The 25,671-nt window shown below is 37.0% G+C and carries 24 protein-coding genes; 13 read left to right on the forward strand and 11 right to left on the reverse strand.

Annotation, left to right across the window (positions count from 1 at the left end):
• Nucleotides 1-55: 55 nt before the first annotated feature.
• Nucleotides 56-451 carry a YkvA family protein gene (locus AC1MGI_RS11550; protein ID WP_480345396.1) on the reverse strand — a complete coding sequence of 132 codons (396 nt, stop codon included), beginning with the start codon at nt 449-451 and terminating at the stop codon, nt 56-58.
• Between the two features lie 377 nt (nt 452-828).
• Here AC1MGI_RS11550 and AC1MGI_RS11555 point away from each other — a divergent pair, with 377 nt between their 5' ends.
• Nucleotides 829-1,092 (forward strand): Spo0E family sporulation regulatory protein-aspartic acid phosphatase, encoded by a 264-nt coding sequence (locus AC1MGI_RS11555; RefSeq protein ID WP_480345397.1) that lies wholly within the window; start codon nt 829-831, stop codon nt 1,090-1,092.
• A 207-nt stretch (nt 1,093-1,299) separates the two neighbouring features.
• On the opposite strand, the gene AC1MGI_RS11560 is transcribed toward AC1MGI_RS11555, so the two are convergent.
• A complete protein-coding gene (locus AC1MGI_RS11560) occupies nt 1,300-2,028 on the reverse strand; it encodes a ZIP family metal transporter (protein ID WP_480345398.1) in 729 nt (242 codons plus the stop codon).
• 245 nt (nt 2,029-2,273) lie between these two features.
• Complete coding sequence (locus tag AC1MGI_RS11565; RefSeq protein WP_480345399.1) at nt 2,274-3,488, reverse strand: MFS transporter; 1,215 nt, start codon at nt 3,486-3,488, stop codon at nt 2,274-2,276.
• Between the two features lie 442 nt (nt 3,489-3,930).
• On the opposite strand from AC1MGI_RS11565, the gene AC1MGI_RS11570 reads away from it, so the two are divergent.
• From AC1MGI_RS11570 to AC1MGI_RS11580, 3 genes are all read left to right on the forward strand, one after another.
• Nucleotides 3,931-4,368, forward strand: a complete 438-nt coding sequence (locus tag AC1MGI_RS11570; protein WP_480345400.1) for a MarR family winged helix-turn-helix transcriptional regulator — start codon at nt 3,931-3,933, stop codon at nt 4,366-4,368.
• A 256-nt stretch (nt 4,369-4,624) separates the two neighbouring features.
• Nucleotides 4,625-6,319 (forward strand): M3 family oligoendopeptidase, encoded by a 1,695-nt coding sequence (locus AC1MGI_RS11575; RefSeq protein WP_480345401.1) that lies wholly within the window; start codon nt 4,625-4,627, stop codon nt 6,317-6,319.
• 272 nt (nt 6,320-6,591) lie between these two features.
• Nucleotides 6,592-7,638: a YkvI family membrane protein gene (locus AC1MGI_RS11580; protein ID WP_480345402.1), complete on the forward strand. Its 1,047-nt coding sequence runs from the start codon at nt 6,592-6,594 to the stop codon at nt 7,636-7,638.
• 31 nt (nt 7,639-7,669) lie between these two features.
• On the opposite strand, the gene AC1MGI_RS11585 is transcribed toward AC1MGI_RS11580, so the two are convergent.
• Nucleotides 7,670-8,422, reverse strand: a complete 753-nt coding sequence (locus AC1MGI_RS11585) for a hypothetical protein (protein WP_480345403.1) — start codon at nt 8,420-8,422, stop codon at nt 7,670-7,672.
• Between the two features lie 368 nt (nt 8,423-8,790).
• Entirely contained in the window at nt 8,791-8,967 is a 177-nt protein-coding gene (locus AC1MGI_RS11590) for a YkvS family protein (protein WP_082190976.1), read from the reverse strand.
• Nucleotides 8,968-9,600: 633 nt separating this feature from the next.
• Here AC1MGI_RS11590 and AC1MGI_RS11595 point away from each other — a divergent pair.
• Nucleotides 9,601-9,795: a hypothetical protein gene (locus tag AC1MGI_RS11595; protein WP_480345404.1), complete on the forward strand. Its 195-nt coding sequence runs from the start codon at nt 9,601-9,603 to the stop codon at nt 9,793-9,795.
• A gap of 619 nt (nt 9,796-10,414) precedes the next feature.
• Here the strand turns inward: AC1MGI_RS11595 and AC1MGI_RS11600 are convergent.
• Nucleotides 10,415-11,164 (reverse strand): thermonuclease family protein, encoded by a 750-nt coding sequence (locus tag AC1MGI_RS11600; protein ID WP_480345405.1) that lies wholly within the window; start codon nt 11,162-11,164, stop codon nt 10,415-10,417.
• A 912-nt stretch (nt 11,165-12,076) separates the two neighbouring features.
• On the opposite strand from AC1MGI_RS11600, the gene AC1MGI_RS11605 reads away from it, so the two are divergent.
• From AC1MGI_RS11605 to AC1MGI_RS11625, 5 genes are all read left to right on the forward strand, one after another.
• Entirely contained in the window at nt 12,077-12,343 is a 267-nt protein-coding gene (locus tag AC1MGI_RS11605; protein ID WP_062181715.1) for a phosphocarrier protein HPr, read from the forward strand.
• On the forward strand, nt 12,343-14,064 hold the full coding sequence (gene ptsP, locus AC1MGI_RS11610) for a phosphoenolpyruvate--protein phosphotransferase (RefSeq protein ID WP_480345406.1): 1,722 nt from the start codon (nt 12,343-12,345) through the stop codon (nt 14,062-14,064). Before AC1MGI_RS11605 ends, ptsP begins: the two co-directional genes overlap by 1 nt.
• 293 nt (nt 14,065-14,357) lie before the next feature.
• Complete coding sequence (locus AC1MGI_RS11615) at nt 14,358-15,143, forward strand: SDR family oxidoreductase (protein ID WP_480345407.1); 786 nt, start codon at nt 14,358-14,360, stop codon at nt 15,141-15,143.
• A 45-nt stretch (nt 15,144-15,188) separates the two neighbouring features.
• Complete coding sequence (locus AC1MGI_RS11620; protein ID WP_480345408.1) at nt 15,189-16,064, forward strand: NAD(P)-dependent oxidoreductase; 876 nt, start codon at nt 15,189-15,191, stop codon at nt 16,062-16,064.
• Between the two features lie 81 nt (nt 16,065-16,145).
• Nucleotides 16,146-16,511 carry a hypothetical protein gene (locus AC1MGI_RS11625; RefSeq protein ID WP_480345409.1) on the forward strand — a complete coding sequence of 122 codons (366 nt, stop codon included), beginning with the start codon at nt 16,146-16,148 and terminating at the stop codon, nt 16,509-16,511.
• Between the two features lie 114 nt (nt 16,512-16,625).
• On the opposite strand, the gene AC1MGI_RS11630 is transcribed toward AC1MGI_RS11625, so the two are convergent.
• Nucleotides 16,626-17,792: an aminotransferase A gene (locus AC1MGI_RS11630; protein ID WP_480345410.1), complete on the reverse strand. Its 1,167-nt coding sequence runs from the start codon at nt 17,790-17,792 to the stop codon at nt 16,626-16,628.
• 323 nt (nt 17,793-18,115) lie between these two features.
• Between AC1MGI_RS11630 and corA the strand changes: the two genes are divergently transcribed.
• Entirely contained in the window at nt 18,116-19,117 is a 1,002-nt protein-coding gene (gene corA / locus AC1MGI_RS11635; protein WP_480345411.1) for a magnesium/cobalt transporter CorA, read from the forward strand.
• A 308-nt stretch (nt 19,118-19,425) separates the two neighbouring features.
• Nucleotides 19,426-20,331 (forward strand): chemotaxis protein, encoded by a 906-nt coding sequence (locus AC1MGI_RS11640; RefSeq protein ID WP_480345412.1) that lies wholly within the window; start codon nt 19,426-19,428, stop codon nt 20,329-20,331.
• Between the two features lie 133 nt (nt 20,332-20,464).
• Here the strand turns inward: AC1MGI_RS11640 and AC1MGI_RS11645 are convergent, their stop codons facing one another.
• The 3 genes from AC1MGI_RS11645 to AC1MGI_RS11655 form a co-directional block, all read right to left on the reverse strand.
• On the reverse strand, nt 20,465-20,968 hold the full coding sequence (locus AC1MGI_RS11645) for a YkyB family protein (protein WP_480345413.1): 504 nt from the start codon (nt 20,966-20,968) through the stop codon (nt 20,465-20,467).
• A 203-nt stretch (nt 20,969-21,171) separates the two neighbouring features.
• On the reverse strand, nt 21,172-21,492 hold the full coding sequence (locus AC1MGI_RS11650) for a hypothetical protein (protein WP_454215068.1): 321 nt from the start codon (nt 21,490-21,492) through the stop codon (nt 21,172-21,174).
• Between the two features lie 284 nt (nt 21,493-21,776).
• Nucleotides 21,777-22,643, reverse strand: coding sequence for a metallophosphoesterase (locus tag AC1MGI_RS11655; RefSeq protein WP_480345414.1), 867 nt, complete (start codon nt 22,641-22,643; stop codon nt 21,777-21,779).
• Nucleotides 22,644-22,992: 349 nt separating this feature from the next.
• Here AC1MGI_RS11655 and AC1MGI_RS11660 point away from each other — a divergent pair, with 349 nt between their 5' ends.
• Nucleotides 22,993-24,849, forward strand: coding sequence for an SLC13 family permease (locus tag AC1MGI_RS11660; protein WP_480345415.1), 1,857 nt, complete (start codon nt 22,993-22,995; stop codon nt 24,847-24,849).
• 312 nt (nt 24,850-25,161) lie between these two features.
• Here the strand turns inward: AC1MGI_RS11660 and AC1MGI_RS11665 are convergent, their stop codons facing one another.
• Nucleotides 25,162-25,401, reverse strand: a complete 240-nt coding sequence (locus AC1MGI_RS11665; protein ID WP_480345416.1) for a glutaredoxin domain-containing protein — start codon at nt 25,399-25,401, stop codon at nt 25,162-25,164.
• Between the last annotated feature and the right edge of the window lie 270 nt (nt 25,402-25,671).

The raw sequence follows: 25,671 nt of genomic DNA on the forward strand, positions 1-25,671 counted from the left end.
CATATCTTCCTGCCGATTTCAAGAGAGGGTTAGAGAGTGATTTATAATTATCCAATCACTCTGCTTTTTGTTTCCATGCATTAAAGGCTATTAAATCATGTTCAATTTGCTTAAAAGCAAAAGTGAGAATGGCTACATCATCGAGCAAACCGAACCCAAATAAAAAGTCTGGCATGAGATCAATGGGCGAGACAAAATAGGCAATTGTAGCGAATATGATAAGTAAAGAACGGGTTGGAATTTGCCGATAATCACCGGAAATCCACGCTTTTATCATTTGAAACAGCGTTTGAAGGTTGGTCCAAACTCCTTTAAGCATTGTTTCATTTTTATTTGCTTTTATACCCGCTTCTCCTAATAATTTATCTGCTTCTGGTTTATTGGTTGAATAATGTTTGGCATCTTTTTTAAAGAGTGAAATGCCTTTTTTGAATAGTCTTTGTCGGATCATAATTCTGCCTCCATTTATTTTACTATACCTAATCTACCCATTTTGAATGATATTGAAGCGCAAATGCTGTATAAATTGCTTCCCTCTTTTTTTGTATAGGTTGTTTAAAATGTCTGATGGGAATTATTTTAAAAAGAAACAGCTATTTTATGTCTGCTACTCTTTCTAGGGTACTGATTCCGGCACTACCATAATAATTGTACACTCTTTGATCCACTAATCATGAGTTTCTCATACTTTTCAGCCCTATTTGAATACGAATGTAAAAATTTAAAAGGTTTTGTCTATTTTTGCGAATCTATTTACATAGGATGAAAAATTTGTAATAATCCATTTGTATACAACTTATAACTTGGCAGGAGGAAGCTGAAGTAATCATGAAACCCAGTTCAGTAAAAATGTTTAATCAAATTCAAGAGAAGAGAATTGAAATGTTTCAATTAGCAGAAATGTACGGTATGACAGATGAACTTACGATTCGTTCCAGTCAAGAGCTTGATGTATTAATAAATGAATATAGTTATGTGCAAGACAGCCCTGTTTTTGAAGCAAAGTATTGTGTGAACAATATGATTATTATTGTTCAACAACCATTCACTTACCAGAATCAATCTCAGCAAATCGTTGTGAGTTCTACATAATCTAAAAAACTTCGTAAGCCCAATCATCGAGTAGTGTCAGATTAACAGAACTATCATTCAAATCATCTAAGAGACGTCCCCACCCAAATATAGATATGAAATCATCGATAAACAACGAAGATAATGAAAAAAAGCTGTTCTCAGAATTTATTCATCCTGTGAAAACAGCTTTTAAAAAAGAAACATTGCTAAAGACATCCATTTCATCTACATATTGAGAAGTAGAATCATAAATAAAAGTCCAATAATAAAGGAATAAGTCGACGTTCGCTCGTTTCCATCTCCATGGCTTTCTGGTATTAATTCTTTATAGACGATGAATAACATGGCACCAGCTGCAAAGGCCAAGCCATATGGAACAAGAAAGCCAATATAAGAGGTGAGGTAGAAGCCAAGCAATCCGGTGACAATCTCAATTGCACCAGTCAAGGTAGCTATAATAAATGCTTTCAATTTACTAATTTGTTGATTGACTAAGAATAGTGCAACAAGAAGGCCCTCTGGAGCATTTTGTAGACCAATAGCAAAGGCAATTAGATTACCTGTGCCTTCAGTATCAGAGGCATAACTTACACCAACAGAAAGACCTTCTGGAATATTATGTAATGTAATAGCTATAATAATCAATAAAGCTTTTTCATCAAACTCAATTCCTTTTTTTTTATGACCGAGATCAATATGAGGAATGTTTTTCTCCAATAATGTTAAAATTAACACTCCCAAAAAAACACCAACGACAAGCTGAATATAGCCGCCTGTTTTTAATGCTTCTGGAATTAGACTCAGCAAGGATGCGGCCATCATAATCCCTGCTGTGAACGCTAAAAGGTTATCGCGAAGTCGGTGTGTTAATGTACCAGGCATGAACAGGATAAAGAATGCCCCTGCTCCGGTAGACATGGCAGAAAGAATGCTGCCTAGTAGTACTTCACTCATAATTAACTCCTTTGCTTTAGTAAAAGTTTTCTGTTAATGATATTCTCATTATTAGATATTTTTCAAAAGATATTGTTCAAAACATCCGGTAAAAATAGCTGTCGAATTTCTTCGTCGCGAATTTTTGAACTTCTGTTAAAATAGCGCTCGTTCTGTACAATGCAGATATAAGCGCAGGACGTGCAAGTCGTTAAGACGATCGCTTGCGGAACTATCCACCTATTTTAACATCCATTAATAATCTCTTATGTTTTTCTTAGTTGAGCATCCTTCGGTAGCCACATTCCAAGTATTCCAAGAAGCGGTAGGAATCCAGCTAATTTAATGGTCGTTCCAATACTAATCGAATCTGCTAAGTACCCAAAAGCAACAGAGCCAATTGCTCCCATGCCAAAGGCGAATCCAACCGTTAAACCTGCCATAGTCCCTACCTTGCCTGGGAATAGTTCCTGAGCATAGATAACAGTTACTGAGAAACTAGTCATGATGATAAATCCGGCAATCAAAAGCAGAAAAATGGATACATATGCCGGGACAAACGGTAGAAGAATCGTCAATGGCGCGCTTCCAGCCACTGAAAACAGGATGATATTTTTTCTTCCATACTTGTCGGCTAGGGGTCCGCCGAAGAAAGTTCCAAGTGCACCAGCAGCTAAAAATGCAAAAATGAAAATTTGTGAAGATCGTATGGTAAATAAATAATCGTCTATCAGATAAAATGCATAGAAATTTGTCATACATGATATGTACCACGAACGTGCGAAAATGATAAACAAAACAATTCCAAGTGCGGCTAATACTTTTTGATGTATCTTTCCTGCACTTTTATGCGCTTTTTTCTTAGGAAGAGGAAAATCAGCTAATCTAGATTTGTACCATCTAGCAATATAGATGAGGATAAGAACTGCACAGAATGCAACAGGGACAAACCAGAGAGCACCACGCTGTCCGAATGGAAGAAATATCAATGCAGAAATCAATGGTGCAAGTGCCTGGCCTGTATTTCCTCCTACCTGATAAATGGATTGAGCAAGTCCTCTTTTCGGGCCACCAGCCATAAAAGCCACTCTTGATCCTTCTGGATGAAAGATCGCAGACCCAATTCCGATTAAGATTACTGAAAAAATGATCATCCCATATGTAGGTGAAAGAGCAAGCAAAGTAATGCCAATAAGTGTACTCGTTAAACCAATCGGCAAAGCGAAAGGAAGGGGTTTTTTATCAGCATACCAACCAATTGCAGGCTGCATTAAGGAAGCGACGATATTAAGAGCGAAGGCAATCATTCCAAGCTGTGTATAGCTTAGCTGCATAGATTTTTCCAGAGTCGGGAACATAGCTGGTACGACAGCCTGAAGTGAGTCATTTAATAAATGGCAAAACCCCATCAGAACCAATACCCAATAAGCTGTTTGGGAATTAGGTAATTGTTTGTCGACCTTGAGAGAAATTGAGGTCATGATTCCACTTCCTTATTAAGTAATTTAAATCTATATATCAAAGTTCATCATTTTGTTTATATAGAGGTTGTTCAAAAAGTCCGGTAAAAAAGCTTGCGAATTGCATCGAAGCTCATTAATGACCTTCTGTTAAAACCTCGCACGTTTTGTGCAAGTCCGATCCTCTCGAGCGCTCCTCGAACTTCTCGGCTCTTTTTATCCTCCTTTTTAAACATGCACATATAGTAAGCAGAACAAGGATTTCTATATTGTTTATTCTATTCTGAGTAAATCGTTTGGAAATATGGGACAAATCCTCGCATGGTATAAATTTTAGTATAGCCAACTTGATTTGGAAACAGTTAAATGAAATTAATATGGAAAATTGACAAAAGCATTTTTATTTTTTATAATAGCTTTAATTCGAGATATTTAAATTTTATATAATAAGGTTGTGAATAGGATGGAAAATAATAGCGTGCAGCAGTCACTCAAGCTGTTCATTGTTTTATCTAGAGCGCATCGATCCATCAATGATGTTGTGAATAAATATATCGCTGAACAAGGATTAAATCCAACTGAATTTGCAGTTTTGGAACTGCTATATCATAAAGGAGAACAGCCTTTGCAGCAAATTGGTGGGAAAATACTGCTTGCGAGTGGTAGCATTACCTATGTAGTAGACAAACTGGAGAAGAAGCAATACATAGAGCGAGTTGCCTGTAAAGAAGATCGGCGAGTTACCTATGCAAAGATTACTGAAGAAGGAAAAACGTTTATTGAAAAGGTATTTCCAGAACATGAGAAACAAATTGATGACATTATGAATATTCTTACGCCAGAAGAAAAACAAACTGCAATCGAGTTTATTAAAAAAATTGGCTATAAAGCGTATGATTGAAGAGTCTAGACGAAAAGGTATATGAAACCGCTGTTTCACACGACCTTTTTTACAAACTTATTAATAAAATAGCATATGATCGCTTGCTGTTCAGCCATCAAAGGGTGAACGGCTTTTTTTGTAAAACAGGAATGATGGTGACTCTCTTTTAGAAAAATAAATTAGAAAAGAAGGAGTTTTCATTATGTATCGAGAAAGAAAAGCAAGGTGTAGGTAGTGAAATCAATCCTTATTTTAGCAAAAGGAAGTGTTTTGTTTGACATTCGAACAATATGAGTATATCCGACCTAATTTAGAAGAAGTGAAGCTGAAATTCACAAGTCTATTGGAGAAATTTGAGGCAGCTGAAAATGTGGCTGGACAAAAAGAAGCGATTGACGAAATTAATCGTTTAAGAAATAACGTAGGAACAATGTTAACGATTTGTTCAATCCGCCATTCGATTGATACAAATGATGAATTTTATAAATCAGAGAATGAATATCTTGATGAAATATCACCGGAAATTGAAGAGTTCGTATCTCAATACTACGAAAGACTTGTGAAAACTAAATATCGTAAAGAACTCGAAGCAGAATATGGTACGCAACTGTTTGCTTTAGCGGAAGCACAATTGAAAACCTTCTCTCCGGAAATCATTCCTTTATTGCAAAAAGAAAATAAGCTATCAAGCGAGTATACGCAATTACTGGCTTCTGCAAAAATTGAATTTGATGGGGAAGAACGAACACTAGCACAGCTTCAGCCATTTACTGAATCAAGAGATCGAGAAATTAGGAAAAGTTCAAGCAAAGCGGTATTCGGTTTCTTTGAAGAAAATGAAAAGAAATTAGATGAGATTTACGACCAGCTCGTTAAAGTTCGTCATGAAATCGCAGTAAGGCTTGGCTATAAGAATTTTGTTGAGCTTGGTTATTATCGTATGGCTAGAACGGATTATAATGCTGAAATGGTCGCTAATTTCCGCAAACAAGTAGAAGAATATGTCGTTCCGCTTGTAAGTAAGTTGAAAGAACGTCAAAAGCAAAGAATCAACGTTGATGTGCTGAAGTTCTATGATGAAGGATTTGAATTCCAAACAGGAAATGCCGAACCAAAAGGGGATCCCAATTGGATTGTAGCGAACGGGAAGAAGATGTACAGTGAGTTATCTCCTGAAACAGCTGAATTCTTTAATTACATGCAAGACAATGGATTAATGGATCTTGTAGCTAAAAAAGGAAAAGCCGGTGGCGGATATTGTACAATGATTGAGGATTATCGCGCACCTTTTATTTTTTCGAACTTTAACGGGACATCAGGTGATATTGACGTTCTTACTCATGAAGCCGGACATGCTTTCCAAGTGTATAGTAGCAGAAACTCAAAACTCCCTGAGTATTACTGGCCTACATATGAAGCATGTGAAATTCATTCAATGAGTATGGAGTTCCTTACATGGCCATGGATGGAGCTGTTTTTTGAAGAAGATACAGACAAGTATAAATTCTCGCATTTGGCGGACGCGCTCACTTTCTTGCCATATGGAGTGACTGTAGATGAATTCCAGCATTTCGTTTATGAAAATCCTGGAGCAACGCCAAGTGAAAGAAAGAAAGCATGGCGTGATATTGAGAAAAAATATTTACCACATCGTAACTACGATGGCATGGAGTTTTTAGAGAACGGTGGATATTGGCAGCGTCAAGGACATATTTTCAATTCTCCGTTTTATTATATTGACTACACGTTAGCACAAATATGTGCTTTCCAATTTTGGAAACGATCAAGAGAAGATCAGGAGAAAGCGTGGGAGGATTATTTAAGCCTTTGTAAGCTTGGAGGTAGCCAATCGTTTCTCGGACTTGTGAAATCGGCACATTTAGATTCTCCGTTTACTGAAGGCACCGTCAAAAATGTTGTCTGCGTCATCGACGAATGGCTAACATCAATTGATGATACAAAACTATAAAAAACAATAAATAATGTAAGGAATTTAGTTATTGTTTTTTGATAAGTGAGGATGTCTCAAAAAGGTCTGACCTCATACTCTATAGCCCGTTTATTGTGTATTTTCGTTATAGTTGATGTGGGGTCTGAACTTTGTGATATGGGATATTCTCATTTCTTTGTTCAGAAGATTACAAAAAACAGCTGTTGGTTGTACACTAGGAAATTACTTGATCCATTGCTTGTCTTAAATCCCTTAACCTCACATATATATTGTAATGGGGAGGCGAGCGGATGGTTTCAAGATGGACAGGTGCATTCCAGATCGCAGCGGTTTATGTGGGAACAGTTGTTGGAGCGGGGTTTGCCACAGGAAGGGAAATCGCTGAATTCTTCACTCAGTATGGTATGTATGGTTTTTTTGGAGTTTTGATAGCCGGATATATTTTTATTTTTACTGGTACGAAAATCATGTTGTTATCTTCTCGAGCGGCTGTTTCGACTTACGAAGAATTCAATCAGCTTTTATTTGGGAAAAAAATTGCTGTGTTCGTCAATTTACTATTTATGATCATGTTAATTGGGGTTACAGCTGTAATGATTTCTGGTGCAGGAGCAGTTTTTGAAGAACAACTCGGTTTTTCAAAGAATGTTGGTGTTGCAGTGACGATATTATTTGCATCGATCGTACTGATGAGAGGGATGAAAGGGTTGTTTGCAGTCAATTCCTTTGTTGTTCCAATGATGATTTTTTTTAGTGTGATGTTATGTATTCTTACAATTAAGGGTGGTGGGTTTGTATCCGCTGTTACAGTGATTCCTGAAGGAGGGAAAACCCTAGATATCGTTATGTCTCCATTTGCTTATACGGCCTTTAATCTGTCCCTTTCTCTTGCTGTGCTAGTGCCAGTAGCTTATGAAATTCGTGAGGAAAAGGTATTGAAGCGGGGAGCGATGCTTGGTGGTTTCTTTTTGACCGTTATTTTGCTGACTGGGCATTTTTCGCTTGTTATGTTGCCTGACTTAATGAACTATTCGATTCCATCAGCAGAATTAATGAAAAATGCAGCAGCACATCTGCATTGGCTATTTGTATTAGTCATCTATGGTGAAATCTTCACCTCAGTTATTGGTAATATCTTTGGGCTGCAAAAACAAATTCAAACTTATATAAAAATACCTGGTTTTCTAGTAATCGTCATAATATGTCTCCTGTCTGTTCTGATAGGGAAGTTTGAATATGGCCAATTATTAGGATATTTGTACCCGCTATTTGGTTACATTACCTTAATTTTTTTAGTGCTGGTATGGTTTAGAGATCCCCTAAGAAAAAAGCCATGAAACAGGTATATACCTGTTTCATGGCTTTGTTTTAGTTTTTCATGATTGTTTTACCCATTTGAATGAAGGCATCTCTGTAATCATGGTCTTTCTTCGTAAAAATTGTGATTCTAGATTGATTCTTTTCGTCTTGGAAAAGAACAGAAGTGACGATGTCATCTCCATTTACTGCTTCATAAACGACGGCATGGTCAAGAGAATATTGGGAAGCATCAATTGATGTGACCGTTTCTGAAATGGCATTCAATTGTGTTTTGACATTTGCTTCGATTTCATCCCAATTCACTTCAGTAGGAAAGTGCTCAATTCGCATGTAAACTTCATCTTGTTCAGTTAAAAATAGGACATCCTTATTAGGTTCTTCTGCAGTTAGTTCAAATTCAGGCAGTACATACAAACTGAATGGTTGATTATCGCTATTTTTTAGGAAAGCCGTTTCTTCTTTTTCTTTACCATTGACTTTGAATTTCAAAGGTTGTTCAAGAATTCGGACTGGTTCACCTTTATCCTCGGTTGTTGAAGTTTCAGTAGCTCCATCTTCCGTAGTCGGCTTGTCTGTAGGTGAATTGGCATTATCAGTGGAGTCAGTGTTCACGGTGCTGTCTTTGTCTTCCTCACTGCTGTTCTCATTGGTATCAGTAGTATTTCCAGTGTTTTCTGTACTGACGTCTGGATTTTCTAGTTGTGGTTCCTTGGCATTATCGTCATTATTGCCAGTACCACAACCGCTCAGTACAAAAGCAGAAACTGTAAGCCCAGCTAGTACTAATTTCCATTTGTTCATTGGAATAATCTCCTTTCTTGTATGAGTTTTCCATTCTCTAAAGAATAAAAAGCAATTTCAATATACCATGAATTGTGTAGAAATGCTTTTACAATGTTAGACGAATCGATTAAAAAAGGATTACAAAATTTGTGGAATCTATTGTTTATTAATAAAGTGAAACTTCAATCAGTGAGTCTTGACTTTCCGTTAATGCGGGATAAATAGAGGTGTTGAACTGATAGGGGATTTACAGGCAGTTTATCCCCCACCTAATTTTTCTTGATTCTCTCAAAAAAAGTGAGGTGGGGGATTACGGCCTGTTAAACCGGGGTACATAATTATCGAACACTTTCCAAACTTGAATATATGTTGTGCGTAATAAACATCTATTTAATGATTTTATAGTTTTTATGATTGACTACCGTTTTCTGTTCCAAATCAAAATCTCTATAATTAGCCATATAAGTAACATCTACAATGACTGAATTTTCATTAACCTTTTCTACGATCCCTTGCAAACCATCTCGGAATTCAATGATATTACCTATTTCTGCCTTTTTCATAGCTATCAACCATCCTTTTCATCTCATAATTGTCTTTTTGTATGAAGGAAAAGGGAACGAAGCTTGTTAACTTAACACAGTTACCAATTAAACTGTAAGTTAAACTAGATTTCGAATGCAAATCTATAAAATTGTCGCTCCGCTCCGCCACCTTATTAGAGTTATTTTCCTGCCCCATAAAGTCATTCTTCAAACTAGATTATAGCGTTTAACGCCGTGTTGTTTCTTAAATTAGAAATAATAGAGGGATTATTCAGTTATTTAAAGATAATTCTGTTGACAGGTAAAAAAAACCATAGAGCGCTTTCAATATATTTTTCAATAACTCTACAAAACTTCTCATAGATTTCTTTATGATTACGAGTATACTAAAAAAATAAACCACTGAATAGTTTACTATACATTTTGCACTATATTTTCCCATCCGTAAAGAATTTGTTTACAATTATTGATATCTTGATCAATTTTTTCAAGATTAAGATTTTCTCTTGAAAATTAGACGAAGATATCTAGATGATCACAAAAAGAATTTCGTTTCTTTGTAGTATAATTGAAAAATTGCATGATGCGCAGTGATAGCGTATTATAGTACTGGATTTTGGGTTTAATTATGAGACGTGTGGAGGAATTGGATTGGATAAAGAAGAAGTAGAGACGCTGTTGAATCAGCTTGCAAACCGGGAGATTGATGAATTTACCATTACGAAGGATCGCTTTTTAGCTTTCCAACTTGTTCTTGTCAAGAGAGAAGATTTCAAACATTTTCGTGGAATAGCAAAACACGGTGGAGAAGTCACTTATCAATACACGGACGAGCCAAGAAGTTAATTTATCCTGCTTTAACGAGCAGTAAAACCCCGCCTCAAGGCTTAGAGGAACCGAGCGTAGGTGGGGGGGATAACTGCCCGTAAAATCCCGATTGGTTCAACTAACAATCAGTGGGGGATGAAGAACCCCGCACTGATTGAAGTTTCACTTTATTTAAGCCTGTCTAACTATGCGTTTTTCTCGCGTATACAAAGACAGGTATTTTTCAGTGGACAAGGGGTGGGACTTCGCAAAATCAGCACCGTCACCTTTATTAGGTGATGCAATTTTTAGAACCTGAACCTTTTTCATCGTTGGGCTTTAGTTCAGGTGCTCATGGATGGTTTTTAATAAAATGAATTTCCCTTGCGCTGGTTTTGGTCCAAGCTCTCTAGTATTTGGTGCTATAAGAGGATGTTCAAAAAGTCCGGTAAAAAAGCTGGCGACTTGCATCAAAGCTCATTAATGACGTTCTGTGCAAGTCCGGTCCTCAACGTTACTGCATACGTGAGCGGTTCTCGAGATGCGCTCCTCGAACTATCCACCTTTTTGGACACACACTATAAAAGTTCTGGTCATCTTGGTTCAAAGGAAATTCGAAATGTTTCTTCGGGACTGTATTTCAAGTATAAGTATGTCGTTAACTTTTTGCTTTTCGAAAGCCAGCCATACGTGCATCCTTTTCCGTACAAAACAACTGTTCAGGTTTCGTCTGCTCATAATGCTGTCCTCCTATTACATGATATATTTTTTCACCTTTTGAGTTAATATTTCCTTTAATCTCAGGGTTTGTACAAGCAATAGGACTTTCGTTTTCTTTTAGTCCTTTTTCAGCAAAACCTGTACTTGTTGCATAATTTTCGATGGACCAAATGCCAATTTCATTTAGTTGCGCTTTTTCTTGGATATCACGGAATTCATCGATGTATTTCGTATTCGGTGCAAATACGTAAGCCACCCTGGCATATCCTTTCTCAAGTAAAAGCTGATTCACCATTTTTCCGTCTGTATATAGATAAGCAAGCAGTCTGCCATATTTGTCCCGTTCATTTGTCCCAAGCTCTACTTCAACGTCTTTTCCAACCGGTAATAGTTTTTTTACAAAGTCGCTCGCTTCAATTGCAAACGGTTGGACTGGTTTTGTCGGATGTACGCTTTCTGGCGTATCAACGAGTAAAAGCCTTATTGTTTCTTCTTTATTGTTGTCCAGTTTGATTTTTATCGTATCGCCGTCCACGACACGAACAATGGAAGCTTGAATAGTAGAAGGATCTTCCACGGCCAAATCAGCCTGAAGGAATTGATTGCTTTCGTTTGCATTCTGGCTATTTGAACAACCTATAAGTGTCATACAGCATATAAAAGTAAAAATAGTTAAGTAAAATTTCATGTTAACCTCCGTAATAATGTTGTGAAAGTACGTGTTTAAAAAGGAAAAAATAAACAGTTGAATCTTTGGGATGCAAGTCAAAAGGAATGTTTCCAAAATAAGAGAAGTTCCGGCTGCTATGAAAAATTAACCATGCAAATATGTATATTACAGTGAGAAAAGTAAAAAACACAATTAAATAGAATTGAACAATGGTGTGTATCGCATTGATCCCGCATTAACGAGCAGTAATACTCCCCACCTCAATGTTTCGAAGAAGCGTAGGTGGGGGGGACCTGCCCGTAAAATCCCGATTAGTGAGATACAGTGAAACTTACCTTTGTGGTTTTCAAAGGTTTAGTTGAACCAATCGGGTTGGTAGAGTCGCTTTATCTAGGCTGCGCGGAGATATTAGCGATTCTAGAACGGGACTAACAATCAGTGGAGATGAAGAAGACCCCCACTGATTGAAGTTTCACTTTAACCATGAATGCTTTTGGTTGTTTTTGACCGATTTTGCTTAAAAAGGTACAATTTTTATATAGATTGATTGTTGTATTTGTAAGCGGTGTCATCTAACGTGGTGCTGGGTTTCTTGCTCTTCAAAATAAACGGGTACTTACATAAAGAATAAATTAACACTGAATAATAGTTGCTTTTATAAAGGATTTCTTGTAGGATTTTCCTTGAAAAAGCAAGGTGAAATCGTTGTTTGATATCATAAGGAGTGCTATTCTAAATATGAGTAGTACATAAGATATTTTACATGATATACATGGAAATACTTCATTTCCATTTGCATACTATCTTTGCTTTTTAACATGAAATGACCAACATTGGGCAAAATGACAATAGTTATTGCGCCATTAATGTAGTTTTATGTTAAGATATGTTAAGATTATTTATATTATTTGAAAAGGGAGATTGATTTTAATGCAACAAAAAACATTTAAAGTAATAGCTGATACTGGAATTCATGCACGCCCTGCAACATTGTTAGTTCAAGCATCAGGTAAATTCGATTCTGAGATTAATCTTGAATATAATGGAAAAAAAGTAAATCTTAAATCAATCATGGGTGTTATGTCACTTGGCGTAGGCAAAGATGCTGAAATCACGATTACAGCTGAAGGAAGCGACGAGAAAGATGCACTTAACACATTAGAAGAAACATTGAAAAAAGAGGGATTAGCTGAATAATGTCAACTTTATTATCCGGCATTGCCGCTTCAAACGGGATAGCGATCGCGAAGGCATATCGGTTAATTGAACCTGATTTAAAGGTTGAAAAGAAGTCGATTGAAAATATTGCCGAAGAGACAGCTCGTTTTAGGGCAGCGGTTGATATGTCGAAATCAGAATTACAACATATACGGGAAAAAGCAGCTAAAGATTTAGGCGAAGATAAAGCAGCCATTTTTGATGCTCATTTGCTAGTAATATCTGACCCAGAACTATTAGGTCCAATTGAAGACAAAATTAAATCCGAAAATGTCAACGCTGAAATTGCTTTAAAAGAAACAGCAGATATGTTTATCATGATGTTTGAGCAAATGGATAATGAATACATGAGAGAACGTGCAGCAGATATTCGTGACGTTACGAAAAGACTACTTGCACATCTTTTGGGTGTTCAAATTCCGAATCCGAGCATGATTGCAGAAGAAGTGATTGTGATTTCTGAAGATTTAACGCCTTCAGACACAGCGCAATTAAATCGCCAATTTGTAAAAGGCTTTACGACAGATATCGGCGGTCGAACATCACATTCTGCAATTATGGCCCGTTCTATGGAAATTCCTGCTGTTGTTGGTACGAAGGAAGCTACGAAAACGATTCAGAATGGTGATATCGTGATTGTAGATGGATTAAATGGACAAGTACATATTAATCCTACCCCTGAAATTATTGAACAGTATGAGAAAGAAGCACAAGCTTATGAAGCTCAAAAAGCGGAATGGGCAAAGCTTGTTAATGAGCAAACGATTTCCAAAGACGGTCACCATGTTGAACTGGTTGCCAATATCGGTACACCTAAAGACCTTGAAGGCGTGATTAATAATGGTGGAGAAGGTGTCGGTCTATATCGTACCGAATTTCTTTACATGGGCCGAGAACAGCTGCCAACAGAAGAAGAGCAGTTTGAGGCGTATAAAGCTGTATTAGAAGGTCTAAAAGGAAAACCTGTTGTCGTTCGTACTCTTGATATTGGTGGGGACAAAGAGCTACCGTATCTTAATTTGCCAAAAGAAATGAACCCATTCCTTGGATACCGAGCGATTCGCTTATGCTTGGATCAACAGGAAATCTTCCGTACTCAGCTTCGTGCATTACTGCGCGCAAGCCAATACGGAGATTTGAAAATTATGTTCCCGATGATTGCTACCCTTGGTGAATTCCGTCAAGCAAAAGCGATTTTGGAAGAAGAAAAACAACAACTTCTTGCAAGCGGTGTTACTGTGGCTGAAGGCATTGAAGTCGGAATTATGGTAGAAATACCTTCCACTGCTGTTATGGCTGATACATTTGCAAAAGAAGTTGATTTCTTTAGCATCGGAACAAATGATCTTATCCAATACACAATGGCTGCAGATCGAATGAATGAACGCGTTTCATACTTGTATCAACCATACAATCCGGCTATTTTACGCTTAGTAAAGATGGTCATTGATGCCGCTCATAAAGAAGGCAAATGGGCTGGTATGTGTGGGGAAATGGCTGGAGACGAAATAGCAATCCCTGTATTGCTTGGCCTAGGTCTCGATGAATTTTCAATGAGTGCCACTTCAATTTTGAGAGCACGTTCGTTAATTAGCAAACTTTCAAAAGAGGAAATGGAAGCATTGTCACTATCTGTCTTGAATCTTGAAACAAATGAAGATGTACAAGCTGCTGTTGAAGCAGCCATTTCTAAAGCATAAATAAAAAAGAGGATGTCCTAAATAAAGGGTCTAACCTCACACCTTATACACCGTTTATTATGTGATGTTCACGTCTTAAACGATATATAGTAGATGTGGGGTCTGACTTTTTCATTAAGGGTCAGCCTCTTTTTTTTGATAAGGATCATAATTACGGGGCTTGGGGACATTCGAAAAACATTCTTATCCTCGGATTTGCTGTAGCTTGTCGTTATTAACTAGTAAAAGGATTTCCACTTTAAAGCGGCTAAGCTATAATGATAGTGAAGAAAATGGATGGAGGGGAATTACATATGGAATTTGGTTTACGTAATAAGAATGCACTCATTATTGCTTCAAGTCAGGGATTAGGGAAAGCGGTTGCGAAATTGCTCGTGAAAGAAGGGGCAAACGTTATGCTTTCTGGTAGAGATGAAGACAAGCTGAAAGCTGTGCAAAGAGAGATTGAAGGTATAGAAGGAGGCAGAGTAGCCTATTGTGTAACGGATATTACAAAAAATAATGAGATTGTGAATCTTGTCAATCGAACAAATGAGGAATTCGGTGGCATAGAGCTACTTGTAAACAATGCGGGTGGTCCGAAAGCGGGAGCGTTTATTGAAATGAGTGATGATGATTGGCAACATTCATTTGAATTGAATTTACTAAGTTATATCCGAATCATTCGTGAAACACTCCCTTCCTTGCAAAAACAAGGCGGCAAGATTGTGAATATCGCTTCTTCTTCGATTAAAGAGCCTATTCCAGGATTGATCTTATCTAACACATTCCGAACGGCCATTGTTGGTCTTTCTAAAACTTTGGCGACAGAGTTAGCTTCAGATAACATTTTGATTAATACAGTGGGCCCAGGCCGTATTGCAACGGATAGAGTAGCTCATCTCGATCAAATTAATGCGGATAAGCAAGGCGTCAGTGTAAAAGAAATGGAAGCGAAAATGAAAGCAACGATTCCTTTGGGGCGTTACGGCGAGCCTGAGGAATTTGCAAAATTAGTTACATTCCTGCTTTCAGAGGCCAACTCTTATCTTACCGGGCAAACGTATTTAGTGGATGGCGGTTCAATTAAATCGATTTAAAATTAGGGAGTACCAATGTGAACGTAATACAAAGGGGGAAATGATATGGCGCATTTGATCGAAACTGCCAAAATTGGATTTATTGGTACGGGTGTAATGGGAAAAAGCATGGTAAGCAATTTATTGAAAGCAGGATTTAACGTCACGGTTTTTAATCGAACTAAGGAGAATGCGGCAGATCTTCTAAAAGCAGGAGCAGACTGGGCGGATTCACCAAAAGAGTTAGCCAAACAAACAAATGTGATTATTTCCATTGTTGGGTATCCGAGCGATGTAGAGGAAATTTACCTTGGTGAAGAAGGTATCATCCACTATGCGGGTGAAAATACGATTCTAATTGATATGACGACTTCTACACCAACTCTTGCCAAAAAGATTGCTTCTTGCGCAAAGGAAAAAGGTATATATTCACTAGATGCTCCTGTATCAGGTGGAGACATAGGAGCGCGAGATGGAAAATTAGCCATTATGGTTGGCGGTGAACAAGATATATTTAATGAAGTAATCGCAATATTTGAAGTACTGGGTACAAATATTGTATACCAAGGAGAATCAGGTTCAGGTCAGCATACGAAGATGTGTAACCAAATTGCCATTGCCTCTAATATGATTGGTGTTACTGAAGCGATTGTTTATGCAAAAAAAGCGGGTCTTAATCCGGATACTGTATTAAAGAGTATAACGAAAGGAGCAGCAGGTAGCTGGTCACTTTCTAATTTGGCTCCTAGAATGATCCAAGGCGATTACGAACCAGGTTTTTATATTAAGCATTTTTTGAAAGATATGAAGATTGCGCTAGATGAAGCAGAACGAATGAACTTAGAATTACCTGGGTTAACGCTTGCTAAATCGCTTTACGATCAATTAGCCGAAGCTGGAGAAGAGGATAGTGGTACTCAAGCACTTTATAAATATTTTTAAAACCAGCTCCATTCTCTTGAATGCAAGCATACTGTCGTGAATAGGCTAGTCATATAACAACCGAAAGGAAGTCGGTTTAGTATGGGGATATTTGATGATATTGGTCAAATGTTTCAAGAGCTTGAGGATGGACGATATATTGTAAGAATTGAAAACTATTATAGGAAAAAAACGAATCATAACTTGAATCCGCTTTGCTGGGAATTAAAACTAATGAATGAGAGCCCTCTTGTCTTACCAGTAAAATTCAGTCAGATCGAAACGAATTATGGGTTTCAAATTCTCATGCGTGAATTGAAGAATTTAGGTTGCTTAAAGCCAAAATCCGTAGCTGAATTTGAAGAGGTGCTGACTAGTTTAAAGGGAGCAATAATTGAAGTAAATATTACGACGACTAAGCAGAATGAGGGATTACGAGATATTCGTTTTCTACGCAAGCTCTATTAAGCCATCTTAAAGGGAATATGGATGTCCAAAAATGAAAGGGTTCAGACCTATATATAGTATAAGGTCAGTCCCTTTTAAGACATCCTTGCCCCTTTTTTTGATGTAGTGAATTATTTAATGTTCAGGAATATCAGGTTGTTCATTAAGAAACCATTCCATTCTATTTAAAGCTTCTTTCAATATATCTAGAGAACAGGCGTAAGAGATTCGGAAATATCCCTCGCCAAGCTGTGAAAAAGCATCGCCTGGAACAACAGCTACCTTTGTTTTTTCAACAAGTTCAAGGCAAAATGAGAGTGAAGTATGATACTTGTTTGGAAGTTTAACAAAAAAATAAAATGCTCCTTCGGGTTTTACGACGTTAAGTCCCATTTTAATTAACCGTTGATGAACATAATCACGGCGAGATCGATATTCTTCTTTCATAGGTAGAGCGTCATCGATTCCATCTGTTAAGGCAGCTAAAGCAGCTCGTTGTGATATGGAAGAGGCACAGGTTACATTATATTGGTGGACTTTCAAAATTTGACTAGAGATCGCTTCAGGTGAGAAAATGAAACCAATTCTCCAACCTGTCATTGAATGTGACTTAGATACGCCATTTAATACGATAGTTTGCTCTTTCAAAAATGAAGCAATTGAAACATGCTTCTGATCAAAAACTAGTTCACTATAGATTTCATCTGCTACAATAAAAATATCTCGTTCTCGAACAAGCTCCGCAATATCCTCGAGTTCCTTTGCAGTAAGAGTGACACCAGTTGGGTTTGAAGGATATGGTAAGACGATACATCTGGTTTTGCTGCTTATGTATTTCTGGAGGGTATCTGCAGTTAAGCGAAATCCGTTTGCTGTCGTATCCGCATAAATGGGTGTGGCGCCACACAACTTAATAATAGGTTCATACCCGGGGTAGACGGGGCCAGGAAGGATGACTTCGACTCCTTCAGTTAAAATGGTCCGAAAGGTTATATCTATCGCTTCACTCGCCCCTGTTGTGACAATGACTTCATTTGCAGGATTATAGTGAAGATTGTACTTTTTTCTAACAAATTCACTTGCAGCAGTTCTTAATTCAATAAAACCGGCATTATGAGAATAGACAGTATAATTATTCTCAATGGCATGCTTTGCAGCTTCTTTTATATGATCAGGTGTTGGGAAATCTGGCTGGCCGATCGTTAATGAAATCGTATTCTCCATATCGGCAACTAAGTTATAAAATTTTCGAATGCCAGATATCTCGATTTTTTTAACTCGTGGATTCAGTAAATGTTCCATAAATCAGTTCCCCTTTTTTGTAAGGCTTTTTATCCCACGCTTCACGCGCAGTAAGTCCCCGTTGATAGAAGTTTCACTTTATTTTATCATTATCATGTTGGGAGATTCTAGAGAAAGATATATTGTAAATAGTCTCCTTTGTGAGCTTGTTCAAAAAGTCTAAGATAGATCATTGTCAGATTGTATCAAAGCCTTTAAAATAACCTTCTCTTACATCGAGCGTAATAATTGTATACATGTTAGGTTAAAACAAAGAGATTCTTGAACGGCATGGCTTTTATTATCTTCAAATTGAACAAGCACTTAAAAAAAGATAATTAAGGATGGATAATGTGATTAGAACATGTGTCATAACGAAAGACGATGAGACGCTTTATAATGTAGAGCTTAATAGGTTAAATGAAATGGATGTAGCCTGGTATTGGGTGGATTTTGTTAATCCGACTAAAGAAGAATCGGCATTATTGTCGAGTACTTTTCAATTTCATCCATTAGCAATTGAAGATAGCTTAGATGATTTCAACCAGCGACCTAAGATTGATTTCTATGAAGATTATGAATTTCTAGTTCTCCATGCCCTAAATAAAGATAATCTAAAAGCAATCGAGCTTAATATGTTTATAAGCGAGAAGTTTATTGTTACCTTCCATAAAGAGGATGTCAGAGAGCTTGAGACGGTTTGGGATTTAATGAATAGAAATAGCTCGATGAGAAAAGGGTCATTTTTTCTTATGCATGGTTTGATTGACAAATTAGTCGATGAGTACTTCCCTCTAGTTTATCGAATTGAAGAAGAACTGAACTGGATCGAAGATAACACAAAGAAAGAAACAATTAGCGAATTAATTGAGCGGTTATTTGACTTAAGAGCTGAAATGTCAGCTTTGAGAAAAACAATTTTGCCTATGCGGGATATGCTGTATCGGATGAATTATTCGGATCGATTGAGTTATTTGAAAGAGCGGCATTTGTACTTTAATGATGTACATGATCATTTACTTAAGCTAGTGGAGATGCTTGAATCATATCGAGATTTTTCTTCCGATATCCGTGATAGTTACTTGTCCGTAAATTCTAATAGTTTAAACACGAGTATGATGACATTGGCTGTTATTACGACAATTTTTATGCCTTTGACGTTCATCGCCGGGATTTACGGAATGAATTTTGAGCATATGCCAGAGCTCCATTGGCATTATGGGTATTATGTGGTAATAGGAATCATGGCATTAATTGCTGTTTTGATGTGCGGCTTATTTATAAAAAAAGGCTGGCTGCCTATGATGAAATTTAGAAGAAAAAATAAACGTCGCCAAAATGGCTGAATGAACAAGTATATATTGAATATTTTTCTTTTCTGTGGAAAAGGGACGAGGCTTCGCGAAATCAGCTTCGCACCGCCACCTTCATAAGGAGATACAGTTTTTAGAACCTGAACCTTTTTTAACGTTTTAGTTTTAGACAAATTCTCATGAATTTTTTTATCGTTTTTTATTAAGAAATCACTATTATTGCCGAATTAGTAAGTATAAGTATTTTATTAATTGATAGGCTTAATTTACTAAAATATCTTATTAGATAAATCCAAATCATGATATATTTTAGGAAGAAAGATAAAGGAAGGACGAATAAAATGGACCAAACAAAAGGTATTCTGCTTGAGAGTGGGACAAATGAATTAGAAATCGTTGAATTCGGAATAGGAACAAATAAATTTGGCATTAATGTAATTAAAGTAAAAGAAATTATAAATCCAGTCCCCATTACATATGTACCACATGCACACAAGAATGTGGAAGGGATCATAGAGCTCAGAAGCGAAGTGCTGCCAGTCGTTGATGTAGCAAAGGCACTTGGTTTCCCACCATCGGAAAAACCGAAGGATGATAAATTTATCGTTGCTGAATTTAATCAGCAGAAGATTGTTTTTCATGTACATACGGTAACACAAATACACCGAATTTCCTGGAAGCAAATTGAAAAGCCTTCTGACATGTATCAAGGTCTTGAAGGTCAAATTATCGGGGTCATTAAACTTAACGGAGAAATGCTATTACTTCTGGATTTTGAGAAAATCGTTGTCGATATCAATCCTGAATCTGGAATTAGTATTCAACAAGTGAAAAAGCTTGGAAAGAGAGAAAGATCTAATAAGAAGCTTGTAGTTGCAGAAGATTCACCGCTCCTTAGAAAGCTTCTTCATGATACCTTATCAGAAGCAGGCTACGAATTCCTCGAATTCTTTGAAAATGGTGAAGATGCCTTAAATTATTTAGAAGGCATCATTCAATCAGGGAAAGATCTTACAGAGGAAATTCAACTTGTGATTACGGACGTAGAAATGCCACAAATGGACGGTCTCCATTTAACAAAGCGAATGAAGGCAGATCACGATCTAGGCAAGCTCCCTGTCATTATTTTTTCTTCATTAATTACGGATGATTTACGCCATAAGGGAAATATGGTTGGAGCGGATGCGCAAGTAAGTAAGCCAGAAATTGCAGAACTTATTCAATTGATTGACGAGCATATTCTTTAAAAAAGAGAGATAAGACTTTCTAAAAGTGGAAATAGGCTGACTAAACAGGTAGATGCTTGCCTGCAAGTCAGCCTATTATTTTGCGGATATATCATATCGATGGAAAGGAAAGACTTCATGATTGACGGTCTGACTATAGTTTGAAACCTTTTCCTAAAAACGAAGAAGGAAATGTATTTTGGAAAGCAGAGTTTGTTTTATTTCGCGAATGCTGATGAGACCTGCCAGCTTGTTCACGTGGTTTCGGCTCGCCTAATTTGCCGATATACGCTTGCAAAATCTTCTTCGCTCGTGATAAGGATAATGCAGTTTTAGGATTACGAACCGATGATGATCGGCTTCCTAAGTGAGGGAGTTTTTTTAAATCCTCTCTTGAAGGCGGGAGGTGGAAAATATATTCACCACATTCGACAATTACATCAGATTGTTGCGCTGAATATCTTGGATTATCGGAAAAATGGAGTCCTAACTTTTTCGCTTTCCCTTCAGTAAGTAATTTGTTTAGAGAAAGTCGTTTTAATTCGTATAAGGTTTTGGGTTCTGGGGCTGTTTTTGCGTGTTTATTCACGACAAAGATCGCTTGGGCAAGACTATTGATTGTGCTCATAGAGGAAGGATCCCCTTTCATATCATTCATAAATAAACTCCTTTCCTAATATCGTTGTGCATATGATTCTTATTATACCATTTTCAAATATGAAAGGAAGTAAAAGAGAAATAAGATGAAATTTTTTATTGGAAGTTTCGAAAGCAAAGAATAAAATTAATAATTGCTTTCTTCGAATATAGGAAATAAAAGAAAAAGAAGAGGTGTGTATTCTCCCTCTTCTCGTTTACTATTCATTTTGAGTATTGTGGAGACGTATAGATATTTATATTTTCCGATACGCCTGCCTGGGCTCCAAAACTTTGGGGATATGCTTGATAACCAGGATAACCTTGATATGAATTATATGGTGGATAAGGATACGGATAAGGAGCCGGGGGTGGATACGGAAGATAATAGGGTGGTCGATTGTTAAAAAGTAATGATCCAGTAGCAAGACCTGCAACACCGCCTACCACGAATGGCAGCAGAAATGGGAAAAATCGCTCGTCTTGACCATTTCGCGATGGAACAGCTGGATAATATTGATGTGCTGGGAAGTAATAAGGTTGCATGGTGTTCTCTCCTTTCTCTCGTTATTATATGGTTGTTTTGCAATTTTGAGCCTGTATCAGATTGTTTTTCATTGGCTTTTCGTGCGGTTAATTAGCTAACTCTATTATCGTATACATAAGAGGAGTAGGCTTGAATCAAAAGTTTATGTTCTGCTCTGAGTCTACTAATGGTATAATATTTGCAATAAGCACTTTGTTTTTTAAATAAGAAGTATCAGGCACGTTTATGGATAGAGTGCCCGATAAGTTAGTTTGCTGTTGTTTTGTAAGGAATTTCTTGGCTATTATTTTTCATTAGACTGTAATTCATATAAAGTTATTTCTGGGCGAGCAAGGAAGCGGTAAGGGAGTCTTGTAGTTCCCAGTCCTCGATTCACGTATAGAGTTAGGTTTTCTAGCTCATACATTCCTTCTGTATATTTTTTTCCGAAAGGGGGCGTCACAAGGGCGCCAGCAAAAGGAACTTGAATTTGTCCAGCGTGGCTATGTCCGCTGATTTGATATTGTACTGGGTAATCTTTTGCAAATTCAGCAAGATCAGGTGCATGTGATAAAAGGATGGTATAAGCGTGTTCTGGAATACCTAATAGAGACTTTTTTATGTTTGGAGATCCGAGCATGGCATCATCAATTCCAGCAATATATATTTTATCTCCGTTTAATAAGGAAATGGCAGCATGACTGTTTTGTAATAAAGTGAATCCTGAAAGTTCCATGATCTGGTCATACATTTTAGAACCATATCCTCCGTGATCATGATTACCGTATATGCTGAATTTTCCTAAGGGAGCTTGAATGTTTTGTAGCAGTGGAATAATTTCGGATTGATGCGGATATTTATTTGGTTCATCCATTAAATCACCAGTGAAAAGGACAACATCTGGAGAGTATGTCTGTATTTTTGATAATACGGCCTGCAAATCTTTTAACTGAAATTGAAATCCTAAATGAGTATCACTAAATTGAACAATTTTCATTCCGTTAAAACCTTTTGGAATGAGTGAATGCCGAATCATGATTTCATTGAATTCAATCCATTTAGGTTCGATATCATGAGCATAATACCTACCGCCTATTCCTGCTCCAGTCAGAGTTAATATGGTACCTACTGTTTTTTTTAGAAAAGATCTTCTTGTCAAGTTATTATTCATTTATATCAACCTATCTACTTAAATGTCACTTCCTTATACTACCAAACAATAGGTATAAAAAGAAGTATATATTATCTTTTAAAATAAAAGTTTTTTGTGGGCTTTGTTATCTAACACAAGCTGGCTCACTAATGCCAAATAACCTTCACAAAGGAAGTTAAAGACAGAACTTTACGAGTGAAAATTGGAACTCACTGGGAGAGGGACGGACCTGCTCTTAGCTGTATTTCCTTTTACAAGGCGCTCACACTTTAAAATTATGACTTGCAAGCGTAAAGTTGCATTTGTAAATCTTTTCATTTAGAGATTAAGTCTTTTGGTTAAGGATCATTTTTTGGGGGTAACACGCATGACACAACCAATGTTGGTAACATTTATCATACTTGTCTGTACAATTGCACTTATCATACAAGGAAAATTACGTGCAGATCTAGTAGCGCTCTTAGCACTTATGGCGCTTGGACTGACTGGAATTCTAAATTTGGAAGAGACTCTTTCTGGATTTTCAAATCCGGTTGTCATTATGATTGGTTCTTTATACGTCGTTGGAGCAGGAATTTCACTTTCTGGTCTTGCAGATAAAATTGTAAGTCAATTAAACCAACGCAAAAAAGGCAGTGAAGCTAAGATGATTATTTATGTAATGGCTACTGCAGGAATACTAGGGTCCTTGTTAAGTGGTACGGCAATTGTTGCCTTGATGCTCCCGATCGTTACAAGCATGGCCTTAAAGAATAAAAAAAGCCCATCCAGGCTTCTGCTTCCACTGGCTTATGCCAGTGGGCTAGGTGGCATGTTAACGATGATTGGTACAACGCCTAATCTAGTAGTTAGTGAGATATTGCGGACTAATGAATACGCAAATTTAACTTTCTTTGATTTTACGCCTATCGGAATTGTTGCCCTTCTTTCAGGTTTAATCTTTATGCTCACTATAGGGAAAAGGCTCCTTCCAAATCGATTTATTTCCCTGAATAATAGTGGTAAGGGTTTAGCAACGAGTGAATTGGCTGGAATGTATAAAGTTTACGACCGCTTACATTATCTCTATATTCCATCGGACTCCGACATTGTTGGTGAACGTTTATCTGAGCTAAGGCTACCAGTTGATTATGAAATTACTGTCATTGAAATTAAAAGAAAAGCAAGAGATAAACAGCTTTCAATCTTAACGAAGCCTCAGGTTTTTTCAGCGAAAGCAGAAGAAGTGCTTCATCCAGAAGATATTATTTTAGTCTTTGGTGAAGATGATGCTGTCATGAGGTTTGCAGATGAATTCGAATTGGAAATAAGACCTTTTCAACAAGAAGAGATCAAAAAACATTTTCTTAGCAGTAAATTCGGGTTAACAGAAGTGCTGATCATGCCTCATTCTGATTATGAGAATCAATCCTTGCAAAATATCCACTTTCGTGAAAAATATCAATGCAGTGTATTAGCGATTAATCGAAAAGGGGAATATATCCAATCCGAATTAGGTACGGAACAATTAAAACCTGGAGATGCGCTTCTTATTCATGGAGAATGGGAAAACATTGAAAGGGTGTCTACTGATTTGCAAGATGTGCTAGTCGTAGGGAGTGTAGCGCTTGAGTCAGAGCCAGTAGTTTTTAAAAATAAAGCCATTATTGCTGCTGGAATTACCTTGCTTATGGTGATTATGCTATCTATTGATTTGATTTCTCCAACATTGTCGATGTCTATGGCCGCTTTGCTAATGATCGTAACAGGCTGCCTTCGATCAATCGAGGAGGCCTATCAAAGAATGAATTGGGAATCCGTTCTTTTCATTGGTGCCATCATACCTCTCGCACTTGCACTTGAAAAGACGGGTGGAATACTATTGATTAGTTCAATGGTAGAATATGTAATCAGTTGGGCAGGACCTTATGGATTATTAGGAGTTTTATATTTACTGACAATGCTGATGAGCTTTTTTATACCAAATGGAGCTGTAGCAATTATCGTTGCTCCTATTGCTTATACACTTGCTGAAAACCTGCACTATAGTCCGCTTCCTGTGTTAATCTGTGTAGCAGTTGCAGCAAGCATGGCATTCTCATCACCATCTGTATCACCATCAAATGCACTTGTGATGACTGCTGGGGAATATACGCAAAAGGATTTTGCTGTGATTGGTATCTTATTACAACTATTCATTGGCGTAATCATGATTTTTGCCATACCTTTCTTTTTTCCATTTTAAAATCATTGGAAATCAGTCATTATAAAGTGGGGAAATCAAGAACCGATGTTCTAAAAGAAAAGGGTCAGATCCCTGCAACTTTTACATACAGTTTAAATGAAATGCAAGTAACATTATCAACTGTGTAGGAAGTGCTGGGTCAGGCCCTTTTTTGAACATCTTCAACTTTTTATCCCGTATTAACAGACTATAATACCTCACTCCATTTTTCTGAGATTAACGAACTTTTTTAAGATTGGATATCCACCGGTAAATGTGCACGAACAATGAAATAAAGGAAGGGAAAACCCCGCAAATAACATGCAGGGTTCATTAGTCGTTGATGGAAAGAGCTTCCTTCATTTTTTCAATTTCAAATCCAATGATCACTTCTCCGTTAATGATGACTGTTGGAGTGGAGTAGGACCCGTATTTTTTAGTTAATTCTTTCATTGCTACGGCATCTGCTTTGATGTCTTTTTCTTGAAACGAAATATCATATTCGTTAAAAAACATTTTAACGATTTTACATGGCGGGCAGTCTGGTTGTGTAAAAAGTGTAACTTTATTCATCTTATCCTCCAATCTATATTTGGTAAAAGCTTTTTGAAAAAGAAAGAGTTTCAAATCGTTTTAGAGTAATTAGTCTAATTACTTAGATTAAAGCTATTATAAAAAAAATATTCAAAATTGGATAGCGAAACGCCTTTTGAGAAAAAATAACTGTGTTTTCGACACTTTTTTTAAAGTTTTTATATACAAAATTAATCTGTTATTCTATGCTTTTATTAGGAACAGAAAAGGATGAAGAATGACGTGTCTGATGAAAAATTCTGAAATTAA

This window comes from Peribacillus sp. BM1 (assembly GCF_056679975.1).

What these genes read in the sequence shown, in the direction of transcription:
- AC1MGI_RS11550 (WP_480345396.1), bottom strand. Translation starts at nt 451, where the DNA reads ATGATCCGACAAAGACTATTCAAAAAAGGCATTTCACTCTTTAAAAAA.
- AC1MGI_RS11555 (WP_480345397.1), top strand. Translation starts at nt 829, where the DNA reads ATGAAACCCAGTTCAGTAAAAATGTTTAATCAAATTCAAGAGAAGAGA.
- AC1MGI_RS11560 (WP_480345398.1), bottom strand. Translation starts at nt 2,028, where the DNA reads ATGAGTGAAGTACTACTAGGCAGCATTCTTTCTGCCATGTCTACCGGA.
- AC1MGI_RS11565 (WP_480345399.1), bottom strand. Translation starts at nt 3,488, where the DNA reads ATGACCTCAATTTCTCTCAAGGTCGACAAACAATTACCTAATTCCCAA.
- AC1MGI_RS11570 (WP_480345400.1), top strand. Translation starts at nt 3,931, where the DNA reads ATGGAAAATAATAGCGTGCAGCAGTCACTCAAGCTGTTCATTGTTTTA.
- AC1MGI_RS11580 (WP_480345402.1), top strand. Translation starts at nt 6,592, where the DNA reads ATGGTTTCAAGATGGACAGGTGCATTCCAGATCGCAGCGGTTTATGTG.
- AC1MGI_RS11585 (WP_480345403.1), bottom strand. Translation starts at nt 8,422, where the DNA reads ATGAACAAATGGAAATTAGTACTAGCTGGGCTTACAGTTTCTGCTTTT.
- AC1MGI_RS11590 (WP_082190976.1), bottom strand. Translation starts at nt 8,967, where the DNA reads ATGAAAAAGGCAGAAATAGGTAATATCATTGAATTCCGAGATGGTTTG.
- AC1MGI_RS11600 (WP_480345405.1), bottom strand. Translation starts at nt 11,164, where the DNA reads ATGAAATTTTACTTAACTATTTTTACTTTTATATGCTGTATGACACTT.
- AC1MGI_RS11605 (WP_062181715.1), top strand. Translation starts at nt 12,077, where the DNA reads ATGCAACAAAAAACATTTAAAGTAATAGCTGATACTGGAATTCATGCA.
- ptsP (WP_480345406.1), top strand. Translation starts at nt 12,343, where the DNA reads ATGTCAACTTTATTATCCGGCATTGCCGCTTCAAACGGGATAGCGATC.
- AC1MGI_RS11615 (WP_480345407.1), top strand. Translation starts at nt 14,358, where the DNA reads ATGGAATTTGGTTTACGTAATAAGAATGCACTCATTATTGCTTCAAGT.
- AC1MGI_RS11620 (WP_480345408.1), top strand. Translation starts at nt 15,189, where the DNA reads ATGGCGCATTTGATCGAAACTGCCAAAATTGGATTTATTGGTACGGGT.
- AC1MGI_RS11625 (WP_480345409.1), top strand. Translation starts at nt 16,146, where the DNA reads ATGGGGATATTTGATGATATTGGTCAAATGTTTCAAGAGCTTGAGGAT.
- AC1MGI_RS11630 (WP_480345410.1), bottom strand. Translation starts at nt 17,792, where the DNA reads ATGGAACATTTACTGAATCCACGAGTTAAAAAAATCGAGATATCTGGC.
- corA (WP_480345411.1), top strand. Translation starts at nt 18,116, where the DNA reads ATGGATAATGTGATTAGAACATGTGTCATAACGAAAGACGATGAGACG.
- AC1MGI_RS11640 (WP_480345412.1), top strand. Translation starts at nt 19,426, where the DNA reads ATGGACCAAACAAAAGGTATTCTGCTTGAGAGTGGGACAAATGAATTA.
- AC1MGI_RS11645 (WP_480345413.1), bottom strand. Translation starts at nt 20,968, where the DNA reads ATGAATGATATGAAAGGGGATCCTTCCTCTATGAGCACAATCAATAGT.
- AC1MGI_RS11650 (WP_454215068.1), bottom strand. Translation starts at nt 21,492, where the DNA reads ATGCAACCTTATTACTTCCCAGCACATCAATATTATCCAGCTGTTCCA.
- AC1MGI_RS11655 (WP_480345414.1), bottom strand. Translation starts at nt 22,643, where the DNA reads ATGAATAATAACTTGACAAGAAGATCTTTTCTAAAAAAAACAGTAGGT.
- AC1MGI_RS11660 (WP_480345415.1), top strand. Translation starts at nt 22,993, where the DNA reads ATGACACAACCAATGTTGGTAACATTTATCATACTTGTCTGTACAATT.
- AC1MGI_RS11665 (WP_480345416.1), bottom strand. Translation starts at nt 25,401, where the DNA reads ATGAATAAAGTTACACTTTTTACACAACCAGACTGCCCGCCATGTAAA.